This window comes from Kribbella sp. CWNU-51, from assembly GCF_054073265.1.
The window spans coordinates 152100-170623 of sequence record NZ_JBSXMZ010000051.1; the positions used below are offsets into that span (position 1 = coordinate 152100).

An 18524-nucleotide genomic window follows, 5' to 3' on the forward strand; every position below is an offset into this window, starting at 1 on the left:
TCACGCGCAAAAGGACGCCGCTGCGCGGCGGGCAGTTCTTGTAGGCCGCCTCCCGGCGACTGCCGCGGACTGGTGAGATGTGTGGGTTCCGTCGGCGGGATGGAGGTGATCACACGCGGATGGCGCCGGTGTGCGGCGGCAGTTCTTGTCGACGGTCTGCGGGTGCGGAGGTGAATTCTGTGGCCTTGCCTGCCGGGCGACGCAATCATGTTCTGACGGCACGGTTGGGTTGACGCCTGGCGCAGCGCACGCGGTGGCGCGGAAAGGAGTGCGGTGCACGAATTCGAGCCTCGAGTGGCTACGGCCGACGACCGGGACTTTCTGTACGAGCTGCATCGTCGGTCATTGGGTGATGCCATCGAGGCGACCTGGGGGCCATGGGACGACGAGGTGCAGCGGCAGTTTCATCGCGACTGGTTCGATCCTGAACAGGTGGAGATCGTCCTGATCGACGGTCGGCCAGTGGGGATGATTCAGGCTGCCTTAACCGCGCTCGACACGTTCTACATCTCGAGGATCGAGGTCGACCCAGAGCTGCAGAACCGTGGTGTCGGCACTGCACTGATGCAGCATCTGGTGGAGCGTGCCCGACAGTCGGGCGCGCAGGCAGTCGAGCTGCACGTCCTCGAGTTGAACCGTGCCCGCGAACTCTACGAGCGGCTCGGCTTCCGCGTCGTCGCCAAAGAACCACTAAAACTCCGGATGCGTCTCGCGCTGTCCTGACTGACTCCTGGTGCGGTCGGTTTGGCGGCATGGGTGCGATCGCCGACGAGTCGACACGCGGCGTGTCAGGTGTGGAGGCGGGTTAGTTCTTGCGGGCGTGGGTGACCGCTGCGGTTTCGGTGCCGTTGGCGCGGGCGATTTTGCGGGCCAGGTCCCGGGCGGCTTCGAGTCGGTGGCGTTGGCCCGGCTGTGACGACCCGTACAGGACACCGCTGCGCGGCGGCCGTTCTGTTGCCGCTTTCGACGAGTGCGGCCCCGACCCAATTCCATCCCAGCGGACACCAGCCCGCCGGCGGCGCCGCGGCCCGGCTCGGCTGCCACGCGCCGTCGGGATCGGTCACCTTGTGCACGAGATCCGTACGGCATGGGCCTCGGCGTACGGATCTGGTGCACAAAGTCGATCCTGGCCGTCGTCCACAGCTCCGATCCAGCCGCGCGAGGACAGCGCGGGGTGGGTTCGGAGCTGCGGGGCGGATCTGTGCCACTCACCACGCAGACACGGCCTTGGCTGGTCACGCTCAGACCTGGGCCGGTGATGACGTGGCGGTGGGGTTGGTCAGTGCCTCAGGTCCACACCAGCAACGATCCGGGCACACCGGCCCAACAGCGCAAGGACCGCTCACCCACGGAAACGACAAAGAGCCGGGTTTGGGCGGGGCGTAACGCTGGGGGTGGTTTGGGCGATTTAGGGGCGGGCCGGTTCTCGGTCCTTCCGCCCGCGAGGCTCTTTGGGGGTCCCGTTGTTGTCCCGTCCCGCGCGTTTGTTGCGCTTGGTTATGCCTGCGGCCGTGGTCGCCGGTGGTTTGGTCGTTGTCACCGGGTCGTCCGGGTCGGCGGCTGAGCACAGGCCTTATCGTCCGGCGTTCACCGCTCACCACAACTCTGGGAAGGCTGAGTTCGAGCCGAACGCGGTGATGGTGAAGTTCAAGGCCAAGGCCTCGTCCTCGGCCCGGAAGGCCGCCGTCGCGAAGGTTGGTGCTGCCGAGGACTCGGTGAGCGCGAACGTCGTGAAGATCACGGGTGACCTGTCGGCGCCCGAGCTGCTGAAGAAGGTCAAGGCCGACCCGACGGTCGAGCTCGCCTCGCTGAACTACAAGCGCTACGCGACCGCCGTACCGAACGACGAGTTCTACGGCACCGACCAGGCGGCGTACCTGAACACTGTGCGGATGCCGCAGGCGTGGGATCTGTCCAAGACCACCGGGAGCCAGATCGTCGCCGTCCTCGACACCGGTGTCGACGCGGGCCACCCGGACCTTGTCGGGCACCTGGTCACCGGGTACAACGCGACGTCACCGAACCGCGGCCCGATCGACGACAACGGCCACGGGACCATGACGCTCGGCATCATCGCGGCCGCCGCGAACAACGGAGAAGGCGTCGCCGGGGTCGGCTGGAACGTGAAGGCGATGCCGGTCAAGGTGCTCGCATCGGACGGGTCCGGGTACGACGTGGACATCGCCGAGGGCATCGACTGGGCCGTTGCCCACGGGGCCAAGGTGATCAACATGTCGCTCGGTGGTCCGGGCGACAACCCGATCCTGCACCAGGCGGTCAGCGACGCGGTCAACGCGGGTGTCACCGTGGTCGCGGCCGCCGGCAACGACGGCAGCGACGACCTCCAGTACCCGGCGTCGTACACGGAGGCGATCGCCGTCGCGGCGACCGATGCCAACGGTGCGCTGACCGACTTCAGCTCGTTCGGCGACTGGGTCGACATCGCGGCGCCGGGTTGGGACATCCTGAGCACCGGGCCGCGGTCACTGACCCCGGCCGGCTACCTGCCGTACTGGTACTGCACCGGCACCTCCTGCTCGGCGCCGATCGTCGCCGGCGTCGCGGCGCTGGTGAAGAACAAGTACCCGGCGCTCGGCCCGTACGACATCGCGCAGCGGCTCGAGGACCTCTCCCGGGACGCAGGCCCGCGCGGTATCGACCCGTACTACGGCCACGGCATCCTGGACGCCAACGCCGCCCTCGGTGGCCGGTTCGCGCCGGACTTCCCGACGGCGGTTGCGGACGGCAACGACCAGCCGGTCCGCGCCAAGAAGCTGAGCACCTTCGGCTCGACCACGGGCGCGATCGACTCCGAAGGTGACGTCGACTGGTACTCGATCGACCTGGCCTCGATCCAGGACGTCCGCGCCGCGGTCACCGGACCGTCCTTCGACGAGGGTGTCTACTCCTCGAACGTCGGGCCGGTCGTGGACGTGTACGACTCCAACCTGAAGCTCCTCGCCCACGCCGAGAACGAGTTCCCGGTCGTCGACCCGGCCACCGGCCCGAAGTGGGGCCCGCTCACCGCGCAGGTGAACGTCACCGGTCAGGTGGGCTCGCTGTATGTTGCCGTGCGCAACTACAATGGGTCGAAGTCCACCCGGCCGTACACGCTGAGCATCGCGAGCAGCAGTCAGAGTGGACCGACCGCGGGCCCGTCGTACCAGCTGCGGGACGTGTTCCCGGCGAACCTGGCGTCCGGGGTGCCGGCGTCGGCGAAGCCGACGGTGACGTTCGCGCGGGACATGGACCCGGCCTCCGTAACCAGCGGCACGGTGATGCTGCGCGACGGCAAGACCGATCAGCAGGTCAGCGCGATCACCACGTACGACGCCGCGACGCGGACGGCCACGGTCACCCCGCAGCAACCGCTCCTCGACAACCGTCCGTACAAGATCGAGGGCACGTCCTACCTGTACGAGGCGGACGGCACGCAACTGCCGTGGTTCCGGACGGTCTTCAGTACGGCGGACCTGGCGCCGCAGGCGCTGACCACCTTCACCGGTAGCGGCGCGTACCTGGCCGCCAACCTGGCTTGGAAGATCCCGCCGACCACGGATCTCGACCAGGTGATCGTCCGGCGGAACGTCGGCAGCAAGGCGCCGACACCGACCACCGGCACGCTGGTGTACGCGGGCACCGGGACCTCGGTGAAGAACACCGGACTGGCCCAGGGGACGACGTACACCTACGCGGGCTGGGTCGTCGACCGGACCGGCCACTACAGCCCGATCGCGGTCAAGCAGCTGCTCGGGATGAAGTCCGGGATCGCGACGACCTCCACGCTGATCAACTACGGCGGCTCGATCACGATCAAGGGCAGCACGTTGCGGATCGACAACCTGGCGTACGCCGGTCTGCCGGTCAACGTCTACGTGCGACTGAAGAACGTCTCCACGTTCAAGTTGCTGGCTGCGCTCAAGACATCGTCGACCGGGACCCTCTCGGTGGTCGACAAGCCGGCCGTGTCGTCGGTGTACATGCTGACGTTCCCCGGCAGCGCGGATCTGATGGGCACCCGCACCGCCGACATCACGGTGCAGGTGGCTCCGACGATCTCGGCGACCCTCGCACCGGCCGCGATCAAGCTGGGCAACACCACTGCGCTCAGCGGGTACGTCGCTCCGGCACACGCGGGCCGGTCGGTGTACCTGCAGCAGTACGGCAGCAAGGTCTGGAAGTCGATCGCCTCGGTCAAACTCAGCACCTCGGGCAAGTACGCCTTCGGTATCAAGCCGGCGGTCCGGGGCCAGATCGCCTACCGGGTCTGGTTCCCCGCCGACGCCGACCACGCCCAGGCCTACACGGTGAACAAGATCGTCACCGTCAGCTGAACGAGGTCAGGTCTGGAGGCGTAGGAGTTCCTGGCGGGCGTGGGCGACGGGTGGGGTTTCGGTGCCGTTGGCGCGGGCGATCTCGCGGGCCAGGTCGTGGGCGGCTTCGAGGCGGTGGCGGGCTTTGGAGCGGCTGTGGAGGTGTTTGCGGTACTTCCTCCGATCCTTCCGAAGCCCGCTGACCGCGTCGAGGAGGGCCGGGTCGATGACGCCGGCCTCGACCTCGGGGCCGAGGAGATCCCGCATCCAGCGGCGTTCCTGGTCGGCGGCGTGGCGCAGGACGTAGAAGAGCGCCACGAGTTCGACGGCGGCGATCGCGAACGGCAGCACGGCCGCCGCCGCGGTGCCGCCGCCGAGGGCGCCCATGTCGTCCCAGGCGAAGTGGAACACCATCGCCATCAGCATGGTCAGCACACCTCGAACCACCTTGCGTTCGCCGCGGGTCCGGCCGAGGACCCACATCAGCCCGGCGCAGAAGATCGCGCTGAACAAGGCGTGGGACACGATCCCGGCGGCGCCGCGGGTCGCGAACACCCGCAACGACGAGCCCAGTTGGTCCACGCCGTACAGCTGGGTGGCGCCGTTGTAGACGTACAAGACGTCCTCGAACACCTGGAACCCCAGGCCGATGAACGCTCCGATGATGAAGCCGTCGTACGCACTGCGCACCAGGCGGGGCGCCAGACCGATGAGGAGGACCAGGCCGATCGCCTTGCCCCACTCCTCGTTGATCGGCGCGGTCAGACCGGCACCCCAGTCGGACGCGAACGACGTGCCGCCGACCTTGGCCCAGATCGCGAGCAACGCGGTGTTGGCGGGCAGCGCGATCCAGAACGTCGCGGCGACGCCACCCCAGACGAAGCCGGCCGCCAGCAGCCCGGCCGGCTGCGAGGTGAAGCGGTTGTGAGGCCGCAGAAGCAGCAGCCAGGGCACGAGATAGAGACCGAACAGTACGACGCCTCCCGCGAGAGCCGGCGTATAGAACGTGGCGCCGGGACCGAAGTACCGCAGCATCGTCAGCGCGCCGCCGCCCACGCCCAGCAGGTAGACCCAGAAGGCGACGTTGTCCGGGCGCAGGAACCGGAACGGCGCACCCCAGCCCGATTCCTCGATCGCGCGAAGCTGCGCCGTCTTCTCCTCGGGTACGACGCTCATCGCGCCACGCCCGGGGTGATGCTCCGCAGCAGCGCGCCGACGTCGTCCTGGTAGCGCTCGAACTGACCCGACGCGGTCCGGACCCGGACGAGCAAGGCCGGTGCGGAGTCGACCGCTTGCGTCGTGCCGATGGCCATCTTGAACGCCACGTCGATCCCGTCGCCGCTGGGTCCGGTGCGGCTCTGCACGACCCCGACCAGCCCGGCGTCGGTGGTGAGCGTCCCGCGCGCTCCGGTGACGCCCGGCGTATCGCTCTCGGACCGCTCGACCTGATCGAGGAATCCGGTCGCGCTACCGTCGTACGACGTACCACGCATCTCGATCGTCGCGCCGCCGGAGGCCAGCAGGACCTGCAGGTTGGTCGCAATCGCACCGGCCCCACCGGTCAATGTCCCACTCTCCAGCTGCCAGCCAACCGGCGGCACCGCCGTCGCGCCGCTGCCGAGATCCAGGACCTGGCCGGCCCGGATCTCGTTGTGCCACGGGATAGCCGCGTTCAACGCCTGCAGACCGTAGATCAGCACCAACGCCACCGCCAGCGCGGTGAATCCAGCCTTGAACGTCCGCCGGTCGAGTCCGAGGAACCGGTCCTCGACCGGCACCCACTCCCGCGGCGCTTCCTCCCTGCTCACGACCATCGAGGCTCCATTCGCCTGAGCGGCACGGACTGGGACGGGCGTATCCGGACACTCTAGGCACACTTGCCCGAGATCTGTTCGGTGTACCTGTGGGTACAGTTGTCGGGTGGAGACGGTGGAGCGGTTGATTCGCAGTACTCAGGAATTGTTGTGGGAGCGGGGGTATGTCGGGACCTCGCCGAAGGCGATCCAGCGGGCCGCGGACGCGGGACAGGGGAGCATGTATCACCACTTCGCGGGAAAGGCGGAGTTGGCGAAGGCGGCGATCGAGCGGTCCAGCGCCGAGTTGCGGGAGGCTGCTGAGGAACAGTTCAGCGGCTCGGGGTCGGCGACGGAGAAGATCAGCGGCTATCTCGAGCGGGAGCGGGAGGTGCTGCGAGGGTGCCGGATCGGGCGGTTGACGGCGGATCCGGAGGTGATGGCGGATCCGGAGTTGCGGGCGCCGATCGACGAGACGTTCACCTGGCTGCGCACCCGGCTGGCCGAGGTCGTTGCTGAGGGCAAGCTTGCGGGCGAGTATCCGGAGTCGCTGGATGCTGAGGAGACGGCGGCGACGATCGCGGCTGTGTTGCAGGGTGGGTACGTGCTGGCTCGGGCTGCGGGGTCGGTCGAGCCGTTCGAGTTGGCTGTGCGGGGATTGATCAACCTGTTGCCGGAGGCTACGAAGTGAAGATCGGTGCGGTGTTCCCACAACTCGAGATCGGTGCGGACCCCAACACAGTGCGGGAGTGGACGACCACCGTCGAGGCGGCTGGATACGACCACGTGGTCGCCTATGACCACGTTCTCGGTGCGGATCCCACGAATCGGCCGGGGTGGACCGGATATACCGACAAGTCCTTGTTTCATGAGGTTTTCGTGCTGTTCGGATACATGGCGGCGATCACGACCGAGCTCGAGCTGGTGACTGGTGTGCTGGTGCTGCCGCAGCGGCAGACGGCACTGGTGGCGAAGCAGGCGGCCGAGGTCGACGTGCTGAGTGGCGGTCGGCTGCGGCTCGGCGTCGGCATCGGGTGGAACCAGGTCGAGTACGACGCGCTCGGGGTGCCGTTCGAGAAGCGGGGCGCGCGGCTGACCCAGCAGGTCGAGTTGTTGCGCAAGTTGTGGGCCGAGCCGGTCATCTCGTACGACGGCACATTCGACCGGGTCGAGGAAGCTGGGTTGAATCCGTTGCCCGGCAGGGAGATCCCGATCTGGTTCGGTGGCGGTGCGGACGCCGTACTGCGTCGGACCGGGCGGATCGGAGACGGCTGGATGCCGACGAGTCCGCCCGACGACAAGGCTCGTGCGCAACTGGAGGTGATCCGGGAAGCGGCTGCCCAGGCTGGACGTGATCCGGCCACGATCGGTATCGAGGCCCGGCTCACGCTCGGCGCCGTACCCGAGCAGGACTGGCGGGCTTTCGCCGACGGCTGGCGCGACCTCGGTGCGACCCACTTCGGCGTCAACACCATGAACATGGGCCTGTCCAAGCCCGAGGACCACGCCGCCGTACTCCGCGAGGTGCTCCCAGAGCTCAGCTGATCCGGGTGTTGGCGGTCGACCCGCGGATCACCAACGGGCACGGCAGCGTGACGATCTCGGTCGGTCGCTCCGGATCCGCGATCCGCTGGCGCAGCAGCGAGACGCCGGTCTCGACGATCGCGTGCACCGGCTGCTCGACCGACGTGAGGTCGAACGACTCCCACGCCGCCAGGTCGGTGTTGTCGAAGCCGATCACCCACACGTCGTCCGGCACCTTGACCCCGAGTGCCCGCGCGCCGTCCAGGATGCCGAATGCGAGCAGGTCGGTGACCGTGTAGATCGCGGTCGGCGGGTTCTTCGCGGAGAGTAGCTTCTGGGCCGCGGCGTGGCCGTCGGCGTGCGGCACCCCGACCGACACGACATTGCTGGGCTTGATCTTGACGCCGGCGTCGGCCAGCGCGGCCCGGAAACCGAGATCGCGGTCCCGGGAGGTGTTCCCGGTATGGACCAGCGTGACCAGGCCGATGCCGGTGTGCCCGGCGTCGACCAGATAGCGGCCGGCGTCGTACGCGCCCTGCCAGTTGTCGCCGACGACCTGGTCGCAGTCGAGGCCGTCGATGCCGCGGTGCAGCAGTACGGTCGGTGTCCCCGAGGCGACCGCCATCGTGTGCAGGGACGAGGCGTACGTCGCCGACGTCAGCAGGAACCCGTCGACCAGGCGTTGCTGGATCACCTTGCCGACCGCCTCCTCCGGGTCGTGCTCGATGTTCCACAGGATCATGTGCTGCCCGATCGAGCTGAGCACCCGGCCGATCTCGTCCAGCAGCTCGGCGTGGAACGGGCTCGTCACGCGCGTCATGAACACGCCGATGGTGTCGGTCCGCCCGGTCTTCATCGCCCGGGCCAGCGCATTCGGAATGTAGTTGGCGTCCTTCAGTACCTGCAGAACCCGGGCCCGGGTCTCCGGGTTGACCTTCGGATTGTTGGTCAGCACCCGCGAGACCGTGGCCTGGGACACCCCCGCCAGCCGTGCGAGATCCCGGCTCGTCGGTGGTCGTGACATGAGCCGCCCTCCCCTTCTTCTCCGGTCCCCAAACCCTACTGAAGAGTGTCGCCTCTCGCCGTTGACCTCGGGGACCGACCTCTGTATACGTATTCATTGTATACGTATTCATCCCTAGCGGATGGGAGATTCCGGTGCAGACTTTGCCCTCCAACCTGAGCCGCCGCAGGTTTCTCGCCGGACTGACGGGAATTGCGGCCAGCGGTGCGCTGGCCGCCTGTGGTGGCAACGGCAACGCCGGTGGTGACAGTAAGAAGAGCCTGACCTTCCTGAACTGGCAGCAGGTCAAAGGCACACCACTCGAGCAGGCGATCCAGGCGTACGAGAAGTCCTCCGGCACCAAGGTCACAGTGCAGCCGGCGGTCACGCAGGAGTACGACACCAAGATGCGCACGCTGATCGCGGGCGGCAGCCCGCCGGACGTGATGCGGATCAACGACGACTTCGTCCGTGGCTTCTCCACGCAGGGCGCGCTGCTCGACCTGAAGTCGTACATCGAGAAGGACAAGCTGGACACGTCGCAGTTCGCCAAGGAGACGTACGAGTTCCCCAAGCAGCCGGACGGTTCGCACACCGCCTGGGTGCTCGGCTACGAACCCCGGCTGATCTTCTACAACGTGGATCTGTTCAAGCAGGCCGGCGTACCGCTGCCGCCGACGACCTGGTCGTCGACGGGCTGGACGTGGGACGACTTCCAGGAGAAGGCGAAGAAGCTCACCGACCCGGCCAAGAAGCAGTACGGCGCTCTGGTCTACCTGGACACGGGTTACGAGCAGACGTTCACGGTCAACCACGGCAGTCAGACCGGGATCTTCTCCCCGGACGGGACCCAGTTCACGTTGTCCGACCCGAAGGAGGTCGAGGCACTGCAGTGGGCGACCGATCTGACCTGCAAGGACAAGGTGCAGCCGCCGTGGTCCGCGCTGCAGCAGGACAACGCGGACACTCAGATGTTCGCGCAGGGAAAGCTCGCGATGATGTTCGCGACCTTCGGCACCGTGCCGTACCTGCGGTCCACGATCAAGGACTTCACCTGGGATGTCGCTCCGCCGCCTGGTGACGTGGAGCAGAAGACCGAGTCGAGCGTGATCGTGTTCTGCATCCCGAAGAAGGCCAAGAATCCGGACCAGGCCTGGGACCTGCTCAAGTACCTGGCCAGTGAAGAGGGCGGCAAGACCTTGTTGCAGGGTGGCGCGTTCACCCCGATCAACCTGAAGGCCGCGGCCGAGCTGGCACCGAACGGGAAGATGCCCGCGCACATCGGGCTGTTCGCCGAGGCGGCCAAGCACCTGACTGCGACCAACCAGACCAAGAACACGATCGGAGCCCGCGAGTTGTACCGGCCCGCGCTCGACCAGGCCTACAACTGCGAGAAGCCGGTCGGCGACGTTCTCAGCCAGATGAAGCCACAGGTGGAGAACGCCTTGAAGGGTAGTTGAGGTCAATGGCAACGACTACACCGACGCGGGACCCGGTGGTGGCGGTCGTACCGGTCGACCGCTCCGCCGAGGTCCGGCGGGCACGGCGCAGGCAGAACCTGATCGGCTGGCTGTTCATCAGTCCGATCGTGGTCGGAGTCGTGGCCTTCCAGTTCTTCCCGATCCTGGTCTCGATGGTCGCCTCGCTGACCGACTGGAACGGGATCGCAGCGCCGAAGTTCGTCGGCCTGCGGAACTTCACCGACATGTTCACCAATGACCCGTTGTTCCTGCAGACGTTCAAGAACACGGTCTACTTCACGCTGGTCAGCATCCCGTTGACGATCGGTATCGGGCTGATCCTGGCCCTGCTCTGTGTTCGCCCGATCCGCGGAGTCGCGTTCTTCCGTACGGCGTACTTCGCGCCCTACGTGACGAACGTCGTAGCGATCGGGTTCGTCTGGTTCTGGTTCTTCCAGCCGGATAACGGCGTAGTCAACGGGCTGCTCCACCAGATCGGGATCGATGGCCCGCAGTGGTTGTCGAGCTCGTCCTGGGCGATGCCGGCGGTGATCATCGTCAGCGTCTGGCAAGGCATCGGGTACCCGATGATCATCTTGCTCGCGGGCCTGCAGGGCCTTCCGAACGAGTACTTCGAGTCCGCGAAGATCGACGGGGCCGGTGCGTGGCAGCGGCTGCGGTTCATCACGCTGCCGCTGCTGACGCCACACTTCCTGTTCCTGTTGATCACGCAGTTCATCTCGTCGTTCCAGGTCTTCGGCCTGATCTACGTGATGACCAAGGGCGGGCCGGGCCACGCCACCAGCGTCTACATCTACAACATTTACCAGAACGCGTTCAGCTACGGAAAGGTCGGCTACGCCTCGGCGATGGCGTGGATCCTCTTCGTGGTGATCGCGGCGGTCACCTACTTGCAGTGGAAGCTGCAGAAGAGGTGGGTGTTCTACTCATGAGACTCGTCGGCAAGACTTCGCAGTACGTGGTGATGTCGCTGTTCGCGGTGGCGTTCCTGGCGCCGCTGGTCTGGATGATCAGTGCGTCACTGCGGCCGGAGGCGAAGGTACTCTCGGTGCCCCCGAAGTTCCTGCCCACGGACACGCAGTGGGACAACTACCGGCAGGTGTTCGACCTGATCCCGGTGTTCCTCTGGAACAGCGTGAAACTCGCCGGGCTCAACGTGATCGGCATCCTGATCGTCGCGTCGATGGCCGGATACGCGTTCGCGCGGCTGCGGTTCGCCGGCCGGGACCTGGCATTCATGGTGCTGCTGGGCACCTCGATCATCCCGGGCATCGCGTACCTGATCCCGCAATACATCGTCTTCCAGCACATCGGCTGGGTGGACACGCAGTATCCGTTGTGGGTGCCAAGGGTGCTCACACCGGTGTTCGCGACGTTCCTGATGCGGCAGTCCTTCATGACGATCCCGAACGAACTCGAGGACGCGGGCAAGATCGACGGGGCGTCCACGTTCGGCATCTATCGGCGGATCATGCTGCCGCAGACCAAACCGGCGTTGGCCGCGATCGGGGTGTTCACGTTCCTCGAGTCGTGGAACGACCTGTTCGGTCCATTGATCTACATCACGTCCGAGAACCTGCAGACATTGCCAGTAGCACTTGCCCAGTTCCAGGGCGAGTACTTCACCCAGATCAGTCTGCTGATGTGCGGTGCGACGGTGTCCGTCGTACCGGTCATCGCCGTCTTCCTCTTTGCACAGCGCTATTTCATCCAAGGCATCACGATGACAGGAATGAAGGGGTGAGCACCGTGCCGGACCGGCTCGTTGCCATGCAGATCGGAGCGGTTTCGTTCGTCGACGAAGGCGTCGACCAGACACTCGACATCCTGGCCGACCGCGGCGCGGTGAACGCGCTGTTCCTGGCCACACCGACCTGGACCCGGGGGACCGGCGGTCGCCAGATCCCCGGGCACCCGATCCCCGACCACGGCGGATCCGAATACGACCTCGGCTGGGTCGGCGGAAACTACGCGACGCCGCACCCGCAGTACTACGGCAACACGGCACTCGGCGCGGTCGGCCGGGCGCCGGAACACCCGGAGCTGGACCTGCTGGCCGAGGTCGTGCCGAAGGCCCGTGAGCGCGGCATCCAGTCGTTCGCCTGGATGGAGGAGAGCGGCGGTGCCCGCGAGCTGCGGACCTACCCGAACTTCGCCAAGGTGCTCGAGGTGGACGCGTGGGGGCGGCCCGGCCGCCGGCCGTGCTTCAACAACCCGGACTACCGCAACTGGCACCTCGGGTTCGTCGAGGACTACGTGCAGAGCTACGAACTCGACGGACTGGCGTGGTGCTCGGAGCGGCCCGGTCCGTTGAACATGCTGATGCAAGGCACGGTCGACGTGTCGGAGATCGGCTGCTTCTGCCCGCACTGCCGGCAGATTGCCCGCGAGCGCGGGATCAACGTCGACCGCGCGATGCGCGGCTACCGTGAGCTGGTCGAGTGGAACCAGCGCGTCGGCGCCGGCGAGCGCCCGGTCGACGGTGCGTTCGTCACGTTCTGGCGGATCCTGCTGAACTACCCCGAGGTGCTTGCCTGGCAGACCCTGTGGACCGAGAGCCAGCGCCAGCTGTACCGCGATATCTACGGTGTCGCCAAGGCGATCTCGCCCGAGGTGCAGGTCGGCTGGCACGTCTACCACAACATCTCGTTCAGCCCGTTCTACCGGGCTGACCAGGACTACACAGAGATGGCGAAGTTCTCCGACTTCATCAAGGTGGTCATCTACAACAACTGCGCCGGGCCGCGGTTCTTCACCTGGGTCAAGAGCATCTGTGGCGCGCTGTTCGGCGACGCGGAGCCCGACGACGTCTACCCGTTGATGATGAAGCTGCTGCAGCTCGACGAGGGCGCGTACGAGAAGCTGCCGCAGACGGGCTTCACCGCGGACTACGTACGCCGTGAGACCGAGCGGGCCGTCGCCGGAGTCGGCGGGCAGAGCAAGATCTACCCGGGCATCGACATCGACATCCCGGTCGGCGTCGCCAAGCAGCGGGGTCTGGAGAAGCCGCGCGACGTCGGGACCAAGATCAACTGGGACGACAACGAAGGCGAGCTGACCGCGTGCACCCGGGAGTCCGTCCGGGACGCCACGCTGGCCGCGTTCGCGGGCGGCGCGGTGGGCGTCGTCCTGAGTCGCAAGTACTCCGAGATGCTGCTGGAGAACGTCTCCGGCGCGGGCGACGCGATCCGGAGCCTGAAGTGAAACCTTGGTACCAGAGAACTCTGCGCTGGGCACAGACGAATCTGACCGAGAAGGACCCGGCTCGGTACGACGCCGATTGGTGGCGCGACCACTGGCGTCGTACCAAGGTGCAAGGGGTGATCGTCAACGCCGGCGGCATCGTTGCCTACTACCCCAGCAAGTTCGAGCTCCAGCACCGGGCCGAGTTCCTCGGCGATCGCGATCTGTACGGCGAGATCGCCGCGCTGGCCAAGGAGGACGGGCTGACCGTGCTGGCCCGGATGGACTCCAACCGGGCCCACCAGCCCCTGTACGACGCGCATCCGGACTGGTTCGCGATCGATGCCAAGGGCAACCCGTACCGGGCCGGCAAGATGTACGTCGCCTGTGTCACCGGGCCGTACTACCGGGACTTCCTGACCGGGATCCTCGAGGAGATCATCGAGCGCAGCGCGCCGGACGGGCTCACCGACAACAGCTGGAGCGGTCTCGGCCGGGACCAGATCTGCTACTGCCCGAACTGCCGGGACAGCTTCGGCCAGGAGCTCCCGTCACGCGTCGACTGGGCGGATCCGGTGTACCGGCAGTGGATCCGCTGGAGTTACGACCAGCGGCTCGCCGTCTGGGACCTGAACAACGAGGTGACCCGGCGCGCGGGCGGTCCGGACTGTCTGTGGATCGGCATGAACGGCGGCGATGTCGTTGCCCAGAGCAAACGACTTCGGGACGAGGTGGAGATCTGTAGACGTGCGTCGATCTTCATGCTCGACTCGCAGTGGCGGCACGACGAGTCCGGCTTCCAGGCGAACGCGGACACCGGCAAGCGGCTGCACGGCCTGCTCGGCTGGGACACCCTGATCCCGGAGAGCACCGCGATGTACGACGCGGGCGTGCCGACCTTCCGGCTCGGGAGCAAGCCCGAGCCGGAGGCGCGGATGTGGGCGCTCGAGGGGTTCGCCGGCGGCATCCAGCCGTGGTGGCATCACATCGGGTCCGTGCACGAGGACCGGCGGCAGTACGCGACGGCCGAGCCGCTGTTCGAGTGGCATGCGCAGCACGAGGACTACCTGATCAACCGCGAGCCGGTCGCCACCGTCGGGCTGCTCTGGAGTCAGCGCAGTGTGGACTTCCACGGCAAGGACGATCCGCAGACGACGAGTCTGCTGCCCTATCGCGGGTGGGTGGACGCGCTGATCCGGGCCCGGATCCCGTATCTGCCGATCCACGAGATCGACCAGCGGCTGGCGGTGATCATCGTCCCGAACGTGGGTGTCCTCACCGATGCGCAGTCCGAGGCGTTGACGGCGTACGTCGAAGCCGGTGGGCAGCTCGTGGTCACCGGGGAGTCGGGCCTGTACGACGAGTGGGGTGATCGGCGGGACGAGTCGGCGCTCGCCGGTCTGCTCGGAGTGCGTCACCAGGGCAAGCGACTGGAGGCGGGGCAGGTCGACTGGGAGACGTACGGCGCGCACAGCTATCTGCGGATCGAGGATCGGGGGATCGCGGACGGGTTCGGGGACACGGACCTGCTGCCGTTCGGCGGGCAGTTGGAGGTGGTCGAGGCTTCGAGTGCCGCGGTGACCTATGTGCCGCCGTTCCCGATCTACCCGCCGGAGTTGTCGTGGATGGCCGAGCCGCGGACCGACGTACCCGTGGTGGTGCTCGGCGAGCGGACGGCGTACCTGGCGGCCGACCTGGACCGGCTGTACGCGCAGTATCACCACCCCGACCACGGACGGCTGCTGGCGAACCTCGTCCGGCGGGCAGCCGACGGCGACATCCCGTTGCAGGTGGACGGGGCCGGCGTACTCGATTGTCAGGTCTATCGGCACGGTGACGCGGTGGTCCTGCATCTCGTCAACCTCGACCAGGGCGGTGCCTGGCGCGGGCGGTTGGAGGAGTTCACACCCTCCGGCCCGTTCACCGTCAGGCTCAAGGCGAGCGGCCGGCGGGCGCGGTTCCTCGTCGCCGGCGGGGAGGCGGAGGTGAACGAGCGGGACGGCTGGATTACGGTCGAGGTGGCGCGAATCGCCGATCACGAGGTCGTGGTTGTGGAGTGAGAGGGAGTGAGTTCGTGGCAGTCGAGGTCACCGGGGCACGGCGCGAGCGGTACGACGAGATCCTGACCGAGCGGGCGCTCGGGCTGATCGAGCGACTGCACCGTGAGTACGACGGACGGCGGCGCGAGCTGCTCGAGCGTCGCCGGGAGCGGGTCGCGGAGATCGCGGCCGGCGCGTCGCTGGGGTTCCTGCCGGAGACCAAGGACGTGCGGGACGACCCGGACTGGCGGGTCGCTCCCGCGGCGCCGGGGCTGGTCGACCGGCGGGTGGAGATCACCGGGCCGACCGATCGGAAGATGACGATCAACGCGCTGAACTCCGGTGCGAAGGTGTGGCTGGCCGACCAGGAGGACGCGAACACGCCCACCTGGGACAACGTGGTCGGCGGCCAGCTCAACCTGCTCGACGCGATCACCCGGCGGATCGACTTCAGCACCGACGCCAAGAGCTACGCGCTGAAGCCGGACGACGAGCTGGCGACCATCGTCGTCCGGCCGCGGGGGTGGCACCTGCCGGAGAAGCACGTCACGGTCGACGGCTCACCGGTGAGCGGATCGCTGGTGGACTTCGCGCTGTACTTCAGCGCCTGCGCACAGCTGCAGATCGACCGCGGCCAGGGGCCGTACTTCTACCTGCCGAAGATGGAGTCGCACCTGGAGGCGCGGCTCTGGAACGACGTGTTCGTCACGGCGCAGGAGTTCGCCGGCATCCCGCGCGGGACGATCCGGGCGACGGTGCTGATCGAGACCTACCCGGCCGCGTTCGAGATGGAGGAGATCCTCTACGAGCTGCGCGAGCACTCGGCCGGGCTCAACGCGGGGCGCTGGGACTACATGTTCAGCGTGATCAAGACGCACCGGACCCGGGGCACCGACTTCCAGCTCCCGGACCGCAACAGCGTCACGATGACGGTGCCGTTCATGCGCGCGTACACCGAGCTGCTGGTCCGGACGTGTCACAAGCGGGGCGCGCACGCGATCGGCGGGATGGCGGCGTTCATCCCGAGCAAGGACCCGGCGGTGAACGAGCAGGCCTTCGCGAAGGTCGAGGCGGACAAGACGCGCGAAGCTGGTGACGGCTTCGACGGCTCGTGGGTCGCACACCCCGGCATGGTCGAGACCTGCCGGACCGTGTTCGATTCGGTCCTCGGTGATCGGCCCAACCAGGTCGACAAGCTCCGCGAGGAAGTTGCGGTGACCGCCGAGCAGCTGCTCGACGTCGCCTCCACACCCGGCGAGGTCACCGAGGCCGGGCTGCGCAACAACGTCAGCGTCGCCATCCAGTACCTGGCGGCCTGGCTGGAGGGCACCGGTGCCGTCGGCATCTTCAACCTGATGGAAGACGCCGCCACCGCCGAGATCTCCCGCTCGCAGATCTGGCAGTGGCGCCAGAACGGCGTGGTCCTGGACACCGGCGAGACGGTCACGACCGACCTGATCGAGCGGATCGCCGACGAGGAGATCACCAAACTCGACCAGTACCTGCGCTACCAGTCCGCCCGCGCCCTCTTCCTCGAGGTGGCTCTCGCGGACGAGTACGTCGACTTCCTGACCCTGCCCGCCTACGAACGCTTCGACTGAGGCGGGTCGACGTTCACGGTCGGGATGCCGCCCCCGGCCCGGGCGATGATGGCCAGCGACGGTGCACCGGAAGGATTGCTCTCCCGGTGCACCGTGAAGGCCGGCACGTGCACGAAGTCCCCGGCCACGGCGTCGAGGTACTCGTCACTCCCTTCGAACTCCAGCCGCAGTACGCCGGACACGATGTAGAGACTGCTCTCGTTCTTGTCGTGGTGATGCCACCCCGAGATCGCGCCGGGCTCGGTGGTCACCTGCCCCGACCACAGGATCGGCAACTCGAACGCCCGCATCCGCAACATCCCGGAGGTGGGGTCGGCGGCCACCAGGTCGCCCGCCTTGATCACACGAACAGGCTCACTCATACCAGCAGTCTGTCTCGCGTCAGCTGCTCCCGCCACCGGGTGGACCGTGGAGGATGCGGGCGCGGGCATCGGGGACGGTAAGAGCCTGGGTAAGAAGCCACGTGACGCCCGAGCGTTCGTACTGCGGGATTGTCGAGGGGGTGGGTTCGGTCGCGTCGGCGTTGCCGATGAGGACGACGTCGTACGGCGTATCGGAGGTCCGGAGGGCGCGGAGGTCCGCGGCGATCTCCGCATAGGTTTCGGGCGGGATCACCGCCGTCGGCCACTGCTCGCTGGCTGGGGCGAATCCGTCCCATCGGGCGGCTCGACGGCGGGGTGGGCGGAAGGAGCCGCCGGCGCCGATCCAGATCGGGATTCTGGGGTGCTGGAGCGGCGTGGGTTGGAGGGAGACGCCGCGGCAGGTGTAGTGCTCGCCTTCGAAGTCGACCCGTTCGCCGCTCCACAGGCGGTTCACCAGTTCGAGGAACTCGTCGACCATCGCCGCCCTGGTCCGCAGATCCACGTCCATCCCGAACGCGGTGAACTGATCATCCGGGTGACCGAGACCGACTCCGAGCACCAGGCGGCCCGCGGACAGCCGATCCAGCGTCACCGCCTGTCGCGCGAACGCCTCCGGCCGCAGCCGGGCCACCGCCGTGACCAGAGTCCCGAAGCGGATCCGCTCAGTCGCCCCGCTCACAGCCGTCAGCGCCACCATTGCGTCGGCCACGTCGTCGGACTCACCGAGCGCCTCTCGGACCGCGTCCGTGTGCGGATGCAGTGGCAGCAGTTCGTCCCAGATGAAGAATCCGTCCCACCCGACCGCTTCAGCCGACTGCGCCAGCTCCACGAGCACACCCACGTCAGCGAAAGCACCTTGGTTCGGCAAGTAGATCCCGTGCCGCATAGGCCCTCCTCCCGCGGCCGGCGCCGTCGACTGCAGCCTGCGGCCCGCCGGGCGCACTGTCAACGACGCAGTCGCGCGCCTAGGCTACGAAGATGGCGAGCGTTGTGTTGCGGGTCCGGCTGACGAGCGGTGACCACCTCGATGTCACCTATGAGGAGTCCTCTGCGGCCGATGATGACGAAGTTGTCGAGCACGCTGTCGCCGCCCTCGCGAGCGATGGCGGCATGCTTCGGTGCAGACATGGCGACCGGCTTCTCGTCCTGTACGCGCGCGGAGTCGCCGCCGTGGAGATCGCGCCACGAGGCGCGGTCCTGTAATCGTGGTGATTGCGTCCGGATG

At 67.3% G+C, this 18524-nt stretch carries 16 protein-coding genes; 11 read left to right on the forward strand and 5 right to left on the reverse strand.

Annotated features, from left to right (window positions below; all coding sequences use genetic code 11):
- Window positions 1–273 precede the first annotated feature (273 nt).
- Together ACXC9Q_RS37870 and ACXC9Q_RS37875 are read left to right on the forward strand one after the other, a co-directional pair.
- Window positions 274–723, forward strand: coding sequence for a GNAT family N-acetyltransferase (locus ACXC9Q_RS37870; RefSeq protein WP_457061525.1), 450 nt, complete (start codon window positions 274–276; stop codon window positions 721–723).
- A gap of 776 nt (window positions 724–1499) precedes the next feature.
- Window positions 1500–4334 (forward strand): S8 family serine peptidase, encoded by a 2835-nt coding sequence (locus ACXC9Q_RS37875; RefSeq protein ID WP_457061526.1) that lies wholly within the window; start codon window positions 1500–1502, stop codon window positions 4332–4334.
- A 6-nt stretch (window positions 4335–4340) separates the two neighbouring features.
- On the opposite strand, the gene ACXC9Q_RS37880 is transcribed toward ACXC9Q_RS37875, so the two are convergent.
- Both ACXC9Q_RS37880 and ACXC9Q_RS37885 read right to left on the reverse strand, forming a co-directional pair.
- On the reverse strand, window positions 4341–5489 hold the full coding sequence (locus tag ACXC9Q_RS37880; protein ID WP_457061527.1) for a PrsW family intramembrane metalloprotease: 1149 nt from the start codon (window positions 5487–5489) through the stop codon (window positions 4341–4343).
- Window positions 5486–6127 carry a hypothetical protein gene (locus ACXC9Q_RS37885; RefSeq protein ID WP_457061528.1) on the reverse strand — a complete coding sequence of 214 codons (642 nt, stop codon included), beginning with the start codon at window positions 6125–6127 and terminating at the stop codon, window positions 5486–5488. Before ACXC9Q_RS37885 ends, ACXC9Q_RS37880 begins: the two co-directional genes overlap by 4 nt.
- Before the next feature lie 106 nt (window positions 6128–6233).
- On the opposite strand from ACXC9Q_RS37885, the gene ACXC9Q_RS37890 reads away from it, so the two are divergent.
- Together ACXC9Q_RS37890 and ACXC9Q_RS37895 are read left to right on the forward strand one after the other, a co-directional pair.
- Window positions 6234–6797 (forward strand): TetR/AcrR family transcriptional regulator, encoded by a 564-nt coding sequence (locus ACXC9Q_RS37890; protein ID WP_457061529.1) that lies wholly within the window; start codon window positions 6234–6236, stop codon window positions 6795–6797.
- The gene (locus ACXC9Q_RS37895) at window positions 6794–7651 is read left to right on the forward strand and encodes an LLM class F420-dependent oxidoreductase (RefSeq protein ID WP_457061530.1); all 858 of its coding nucleotides are present in this window, start codon (window positions 6794–6796) and stop codon (window positions 7649–7651) included. Before ACXC9Q_RS37890 ends, ACXC9Q_RS37895 begins: the two co-directional genes overlap by 4 nt.
- On the opposite strand, the gene ACXC9Q_RS37900 is transcribed toward ACXC9Q_RS37895, so the two are convergent.
- Window positions 7644–8654 carry a LacI family DNA-binding transcriptional regulator gene (locus ACXC9Q_RS37900; protein WP_457061531.1) on the reverse strand — a complete coding sequence of 337 codons (1011 nt, stop codon included), beginning with the start codon at window positions 8652–8654 and terminating at the stop codon, window positions 7644–7646. The two genes, ACXC9Q_RS37895 and ACXC9Q_RS37900, sit on opposite strands and share 8 nt — an antisense overlap.
- Window positions 8655–8788: 134 nt before the next feature.
- Here ACXC9Q_RS37900 and ACXC9Q_RS37905 point away from each other — a divergent pair, with 134 nt between their 5' ends.
- The 6 genes from ACXC9Q_RS37905 to aceB are packed head-to-tail and all read left to right on the forward strand — an operon-like array spanning window position 8789 to window position 16937.
- The gene (locus tag ACXC9Q_RS37905) at window positions 8789–10093 is read left to right on the forward strand and encodes an ABC transporter substrate-binding protein (protein WP_457061532.1); all 1305 of its coding nucleotides are present in this window, start codon (window positions 8789–8791) and stop codon (window positions 10091–10093) included.
- 5 nt (window positions 10094–10098) lie between these two features.
- A complete protein-coding gene (locus ACXC9Q_RS37910) occupies window positions 10099–11046 on the forward strand; it encodes a carbohydrate ABC transporter permease (protein WP_457061533.1) in 948 nt (315 codons plus the stop codon).
- Window positions 11043–11858 (forward strand): carbohydrate ABC transporter permease, encoded by an 816-nt coding sequence (locus ACXC9Q_RS37915; protein ID WP_457061535.1) that lies wholly within the window; start codon window positions 11043–11045, stop codon window positions 11856–11858. Before ACXC9Q_RS37910 ends, ACXC9Q_RS37915 begins: the two co-directional genes overlap by 4 nt.
- Window positions 11855–13318 (forward strand): hypothetical protein, encoded by a 1464-nt coding sequence (locus tag ACXC9Q_RS37920; RefSeq protein ID WP_457061536.1) that lies wholly within the window; start codon window positions 11855–11857, stop codon window positions 13316–13318. Before ACXC9Q_RS37915 ends, ACXC9Q_RS37920 begins: the two co-directional genes overlap by 4 nt.
- On the forward strand, window positions 13315–15357 hold the full coding sequence (locus tag ACXC9Q_RS37925) for a beta-galactosidase trimerization domain-containing protein (RefSeq protein WP_457061537.1): 2043 nt from the start codon (window positions 13315–13317) through the stop codon (window positions 15355–15357). Before ACXC9Q_RS37920 ends, ACXC9Q_RS37925 begins: the two co-directional genes overlap by 4 nt.
- Before the next feature lie 14 nt (window positions 15358–15371).
- Window positions 15372–16937: a malate synthase A gene (gene aceB, locus ACXC9Q_RS37930; protein WP_457061538.1), complete on the forward strand. Its 1566-nt coding sequence runs from the start codon at window positions 15372–15374 to the stop codon at window positions 16935–16937.
- Here the strand turns inward: aceB and ACXC9Q_RS37935 are convergent.
- Together ACXC9Q_RS37935 and ACXC9Q_RS37940 are read right to left on the reverse strand one after the other, a co-directional pair.
- Window positions 16919–17299, reverse strand: a complete 381-nt coding sequence (locus ACXC9Q_RS37935; protein WP_457061540.1) for a cupin domain-containing protein — start codon at window positions 17297–17299, stop codon at window positions 16919–16921. The two genes, aceB and ACXC9Q_RS37935, sit on opposite strands and share 19 nt — an antisense overlap.
- 19 nt (window positions 17300–17318) lie before the next feature.
- Window positions 17319–18140 carry an LLM class flavin-dependent oxidoreductase gene (locus ACXC9Q_RS37940; protein ID WP_457061542.1) on the reverse strand — a complete coding sequence of 274 codons (822 nt, stop codon included), beginning with the start codon at window positions 18138–18140 and terminating at the stop codon, window positions 17319–17321.
- Between the two features lie 137 nt (window positions 18141–18277).
- Here ACXC9Q_RS37940 and ACXC9Q_RS37945 point away from each other — a divergent pair, with 137 nt between their 5' ends.
- On the forward strand, window positions 18278–18502 hold the full coding sequence (locus ACXC9Q_RS37945; RefSeq protein ID WP_328525562.1) for a hypothetical protein: 225 nt from the start codon (window positions 18278–18280) through the stop codon (window positions 18500–18502).
- Window positions 18503–18524 lie beyond the last annotated feature (22 nt).

Coding starts and splice junctions, on each gene's coding strand:
- ACXC9Q_RS37875 (WP_457061526.1), top strand. CDS start 1,500: ATGCCTGCGGCCGTGGTCGCCGGTGGTTTGGTCGTTGTCACCGGGTCG.
- ACXC9Q_RS37880 (WP_457061527.1), bottom strand. CDS start 5,489: ATGAGCGTCGTACCCGAGGAGAAGACGGCGCAGCTTCGCGCGATCGAG.
- ACXC9Q_RS37885 (WP_457061528.1), bottom strand. CDS start 6,127: ATGGTCGTGAGCAGGGAGGAAGCGCCGCGGGAGTGGGTGCCGGTCGAG.
- ACXC9Q_RS37900 (WP_457061531.1), bottom strand. CDS start 8,654: ATGTCACGACCACCGACGAGCCGGGATCTCGCACGGCTGGCGGGGGTG.
- ACXC9Q_RS37910 (WP_457061533.1), top strand. CDS start 10,099: ATGGCAACGACTACACCGACGCGGGACCCGGTGGTGGCGGTCGTACCG.
- ACXC9Q_RS37915 (WP_457061535.1), top strand. CDS start 11,043: ATGAGACTCGTCGGCAAGACTTCGCAGTACGTGGTGATGTCGCTGTTC.
- ACXC9Q_RS37935 (WP_457061540.1), bottom strand. CDS start 17,299: ATGAGTGAGCCTGTTCGTGTGATCAAGGCGGGCGACCTGGTGGCCGCC.
- ACXC9Q_RS37945 (WP_328525562.1), top strand. CDS start 18,278: ATGGCGAGCGTTGTGTTGCGGGTCCGGCTGACGAGCGGTGACCACCTC.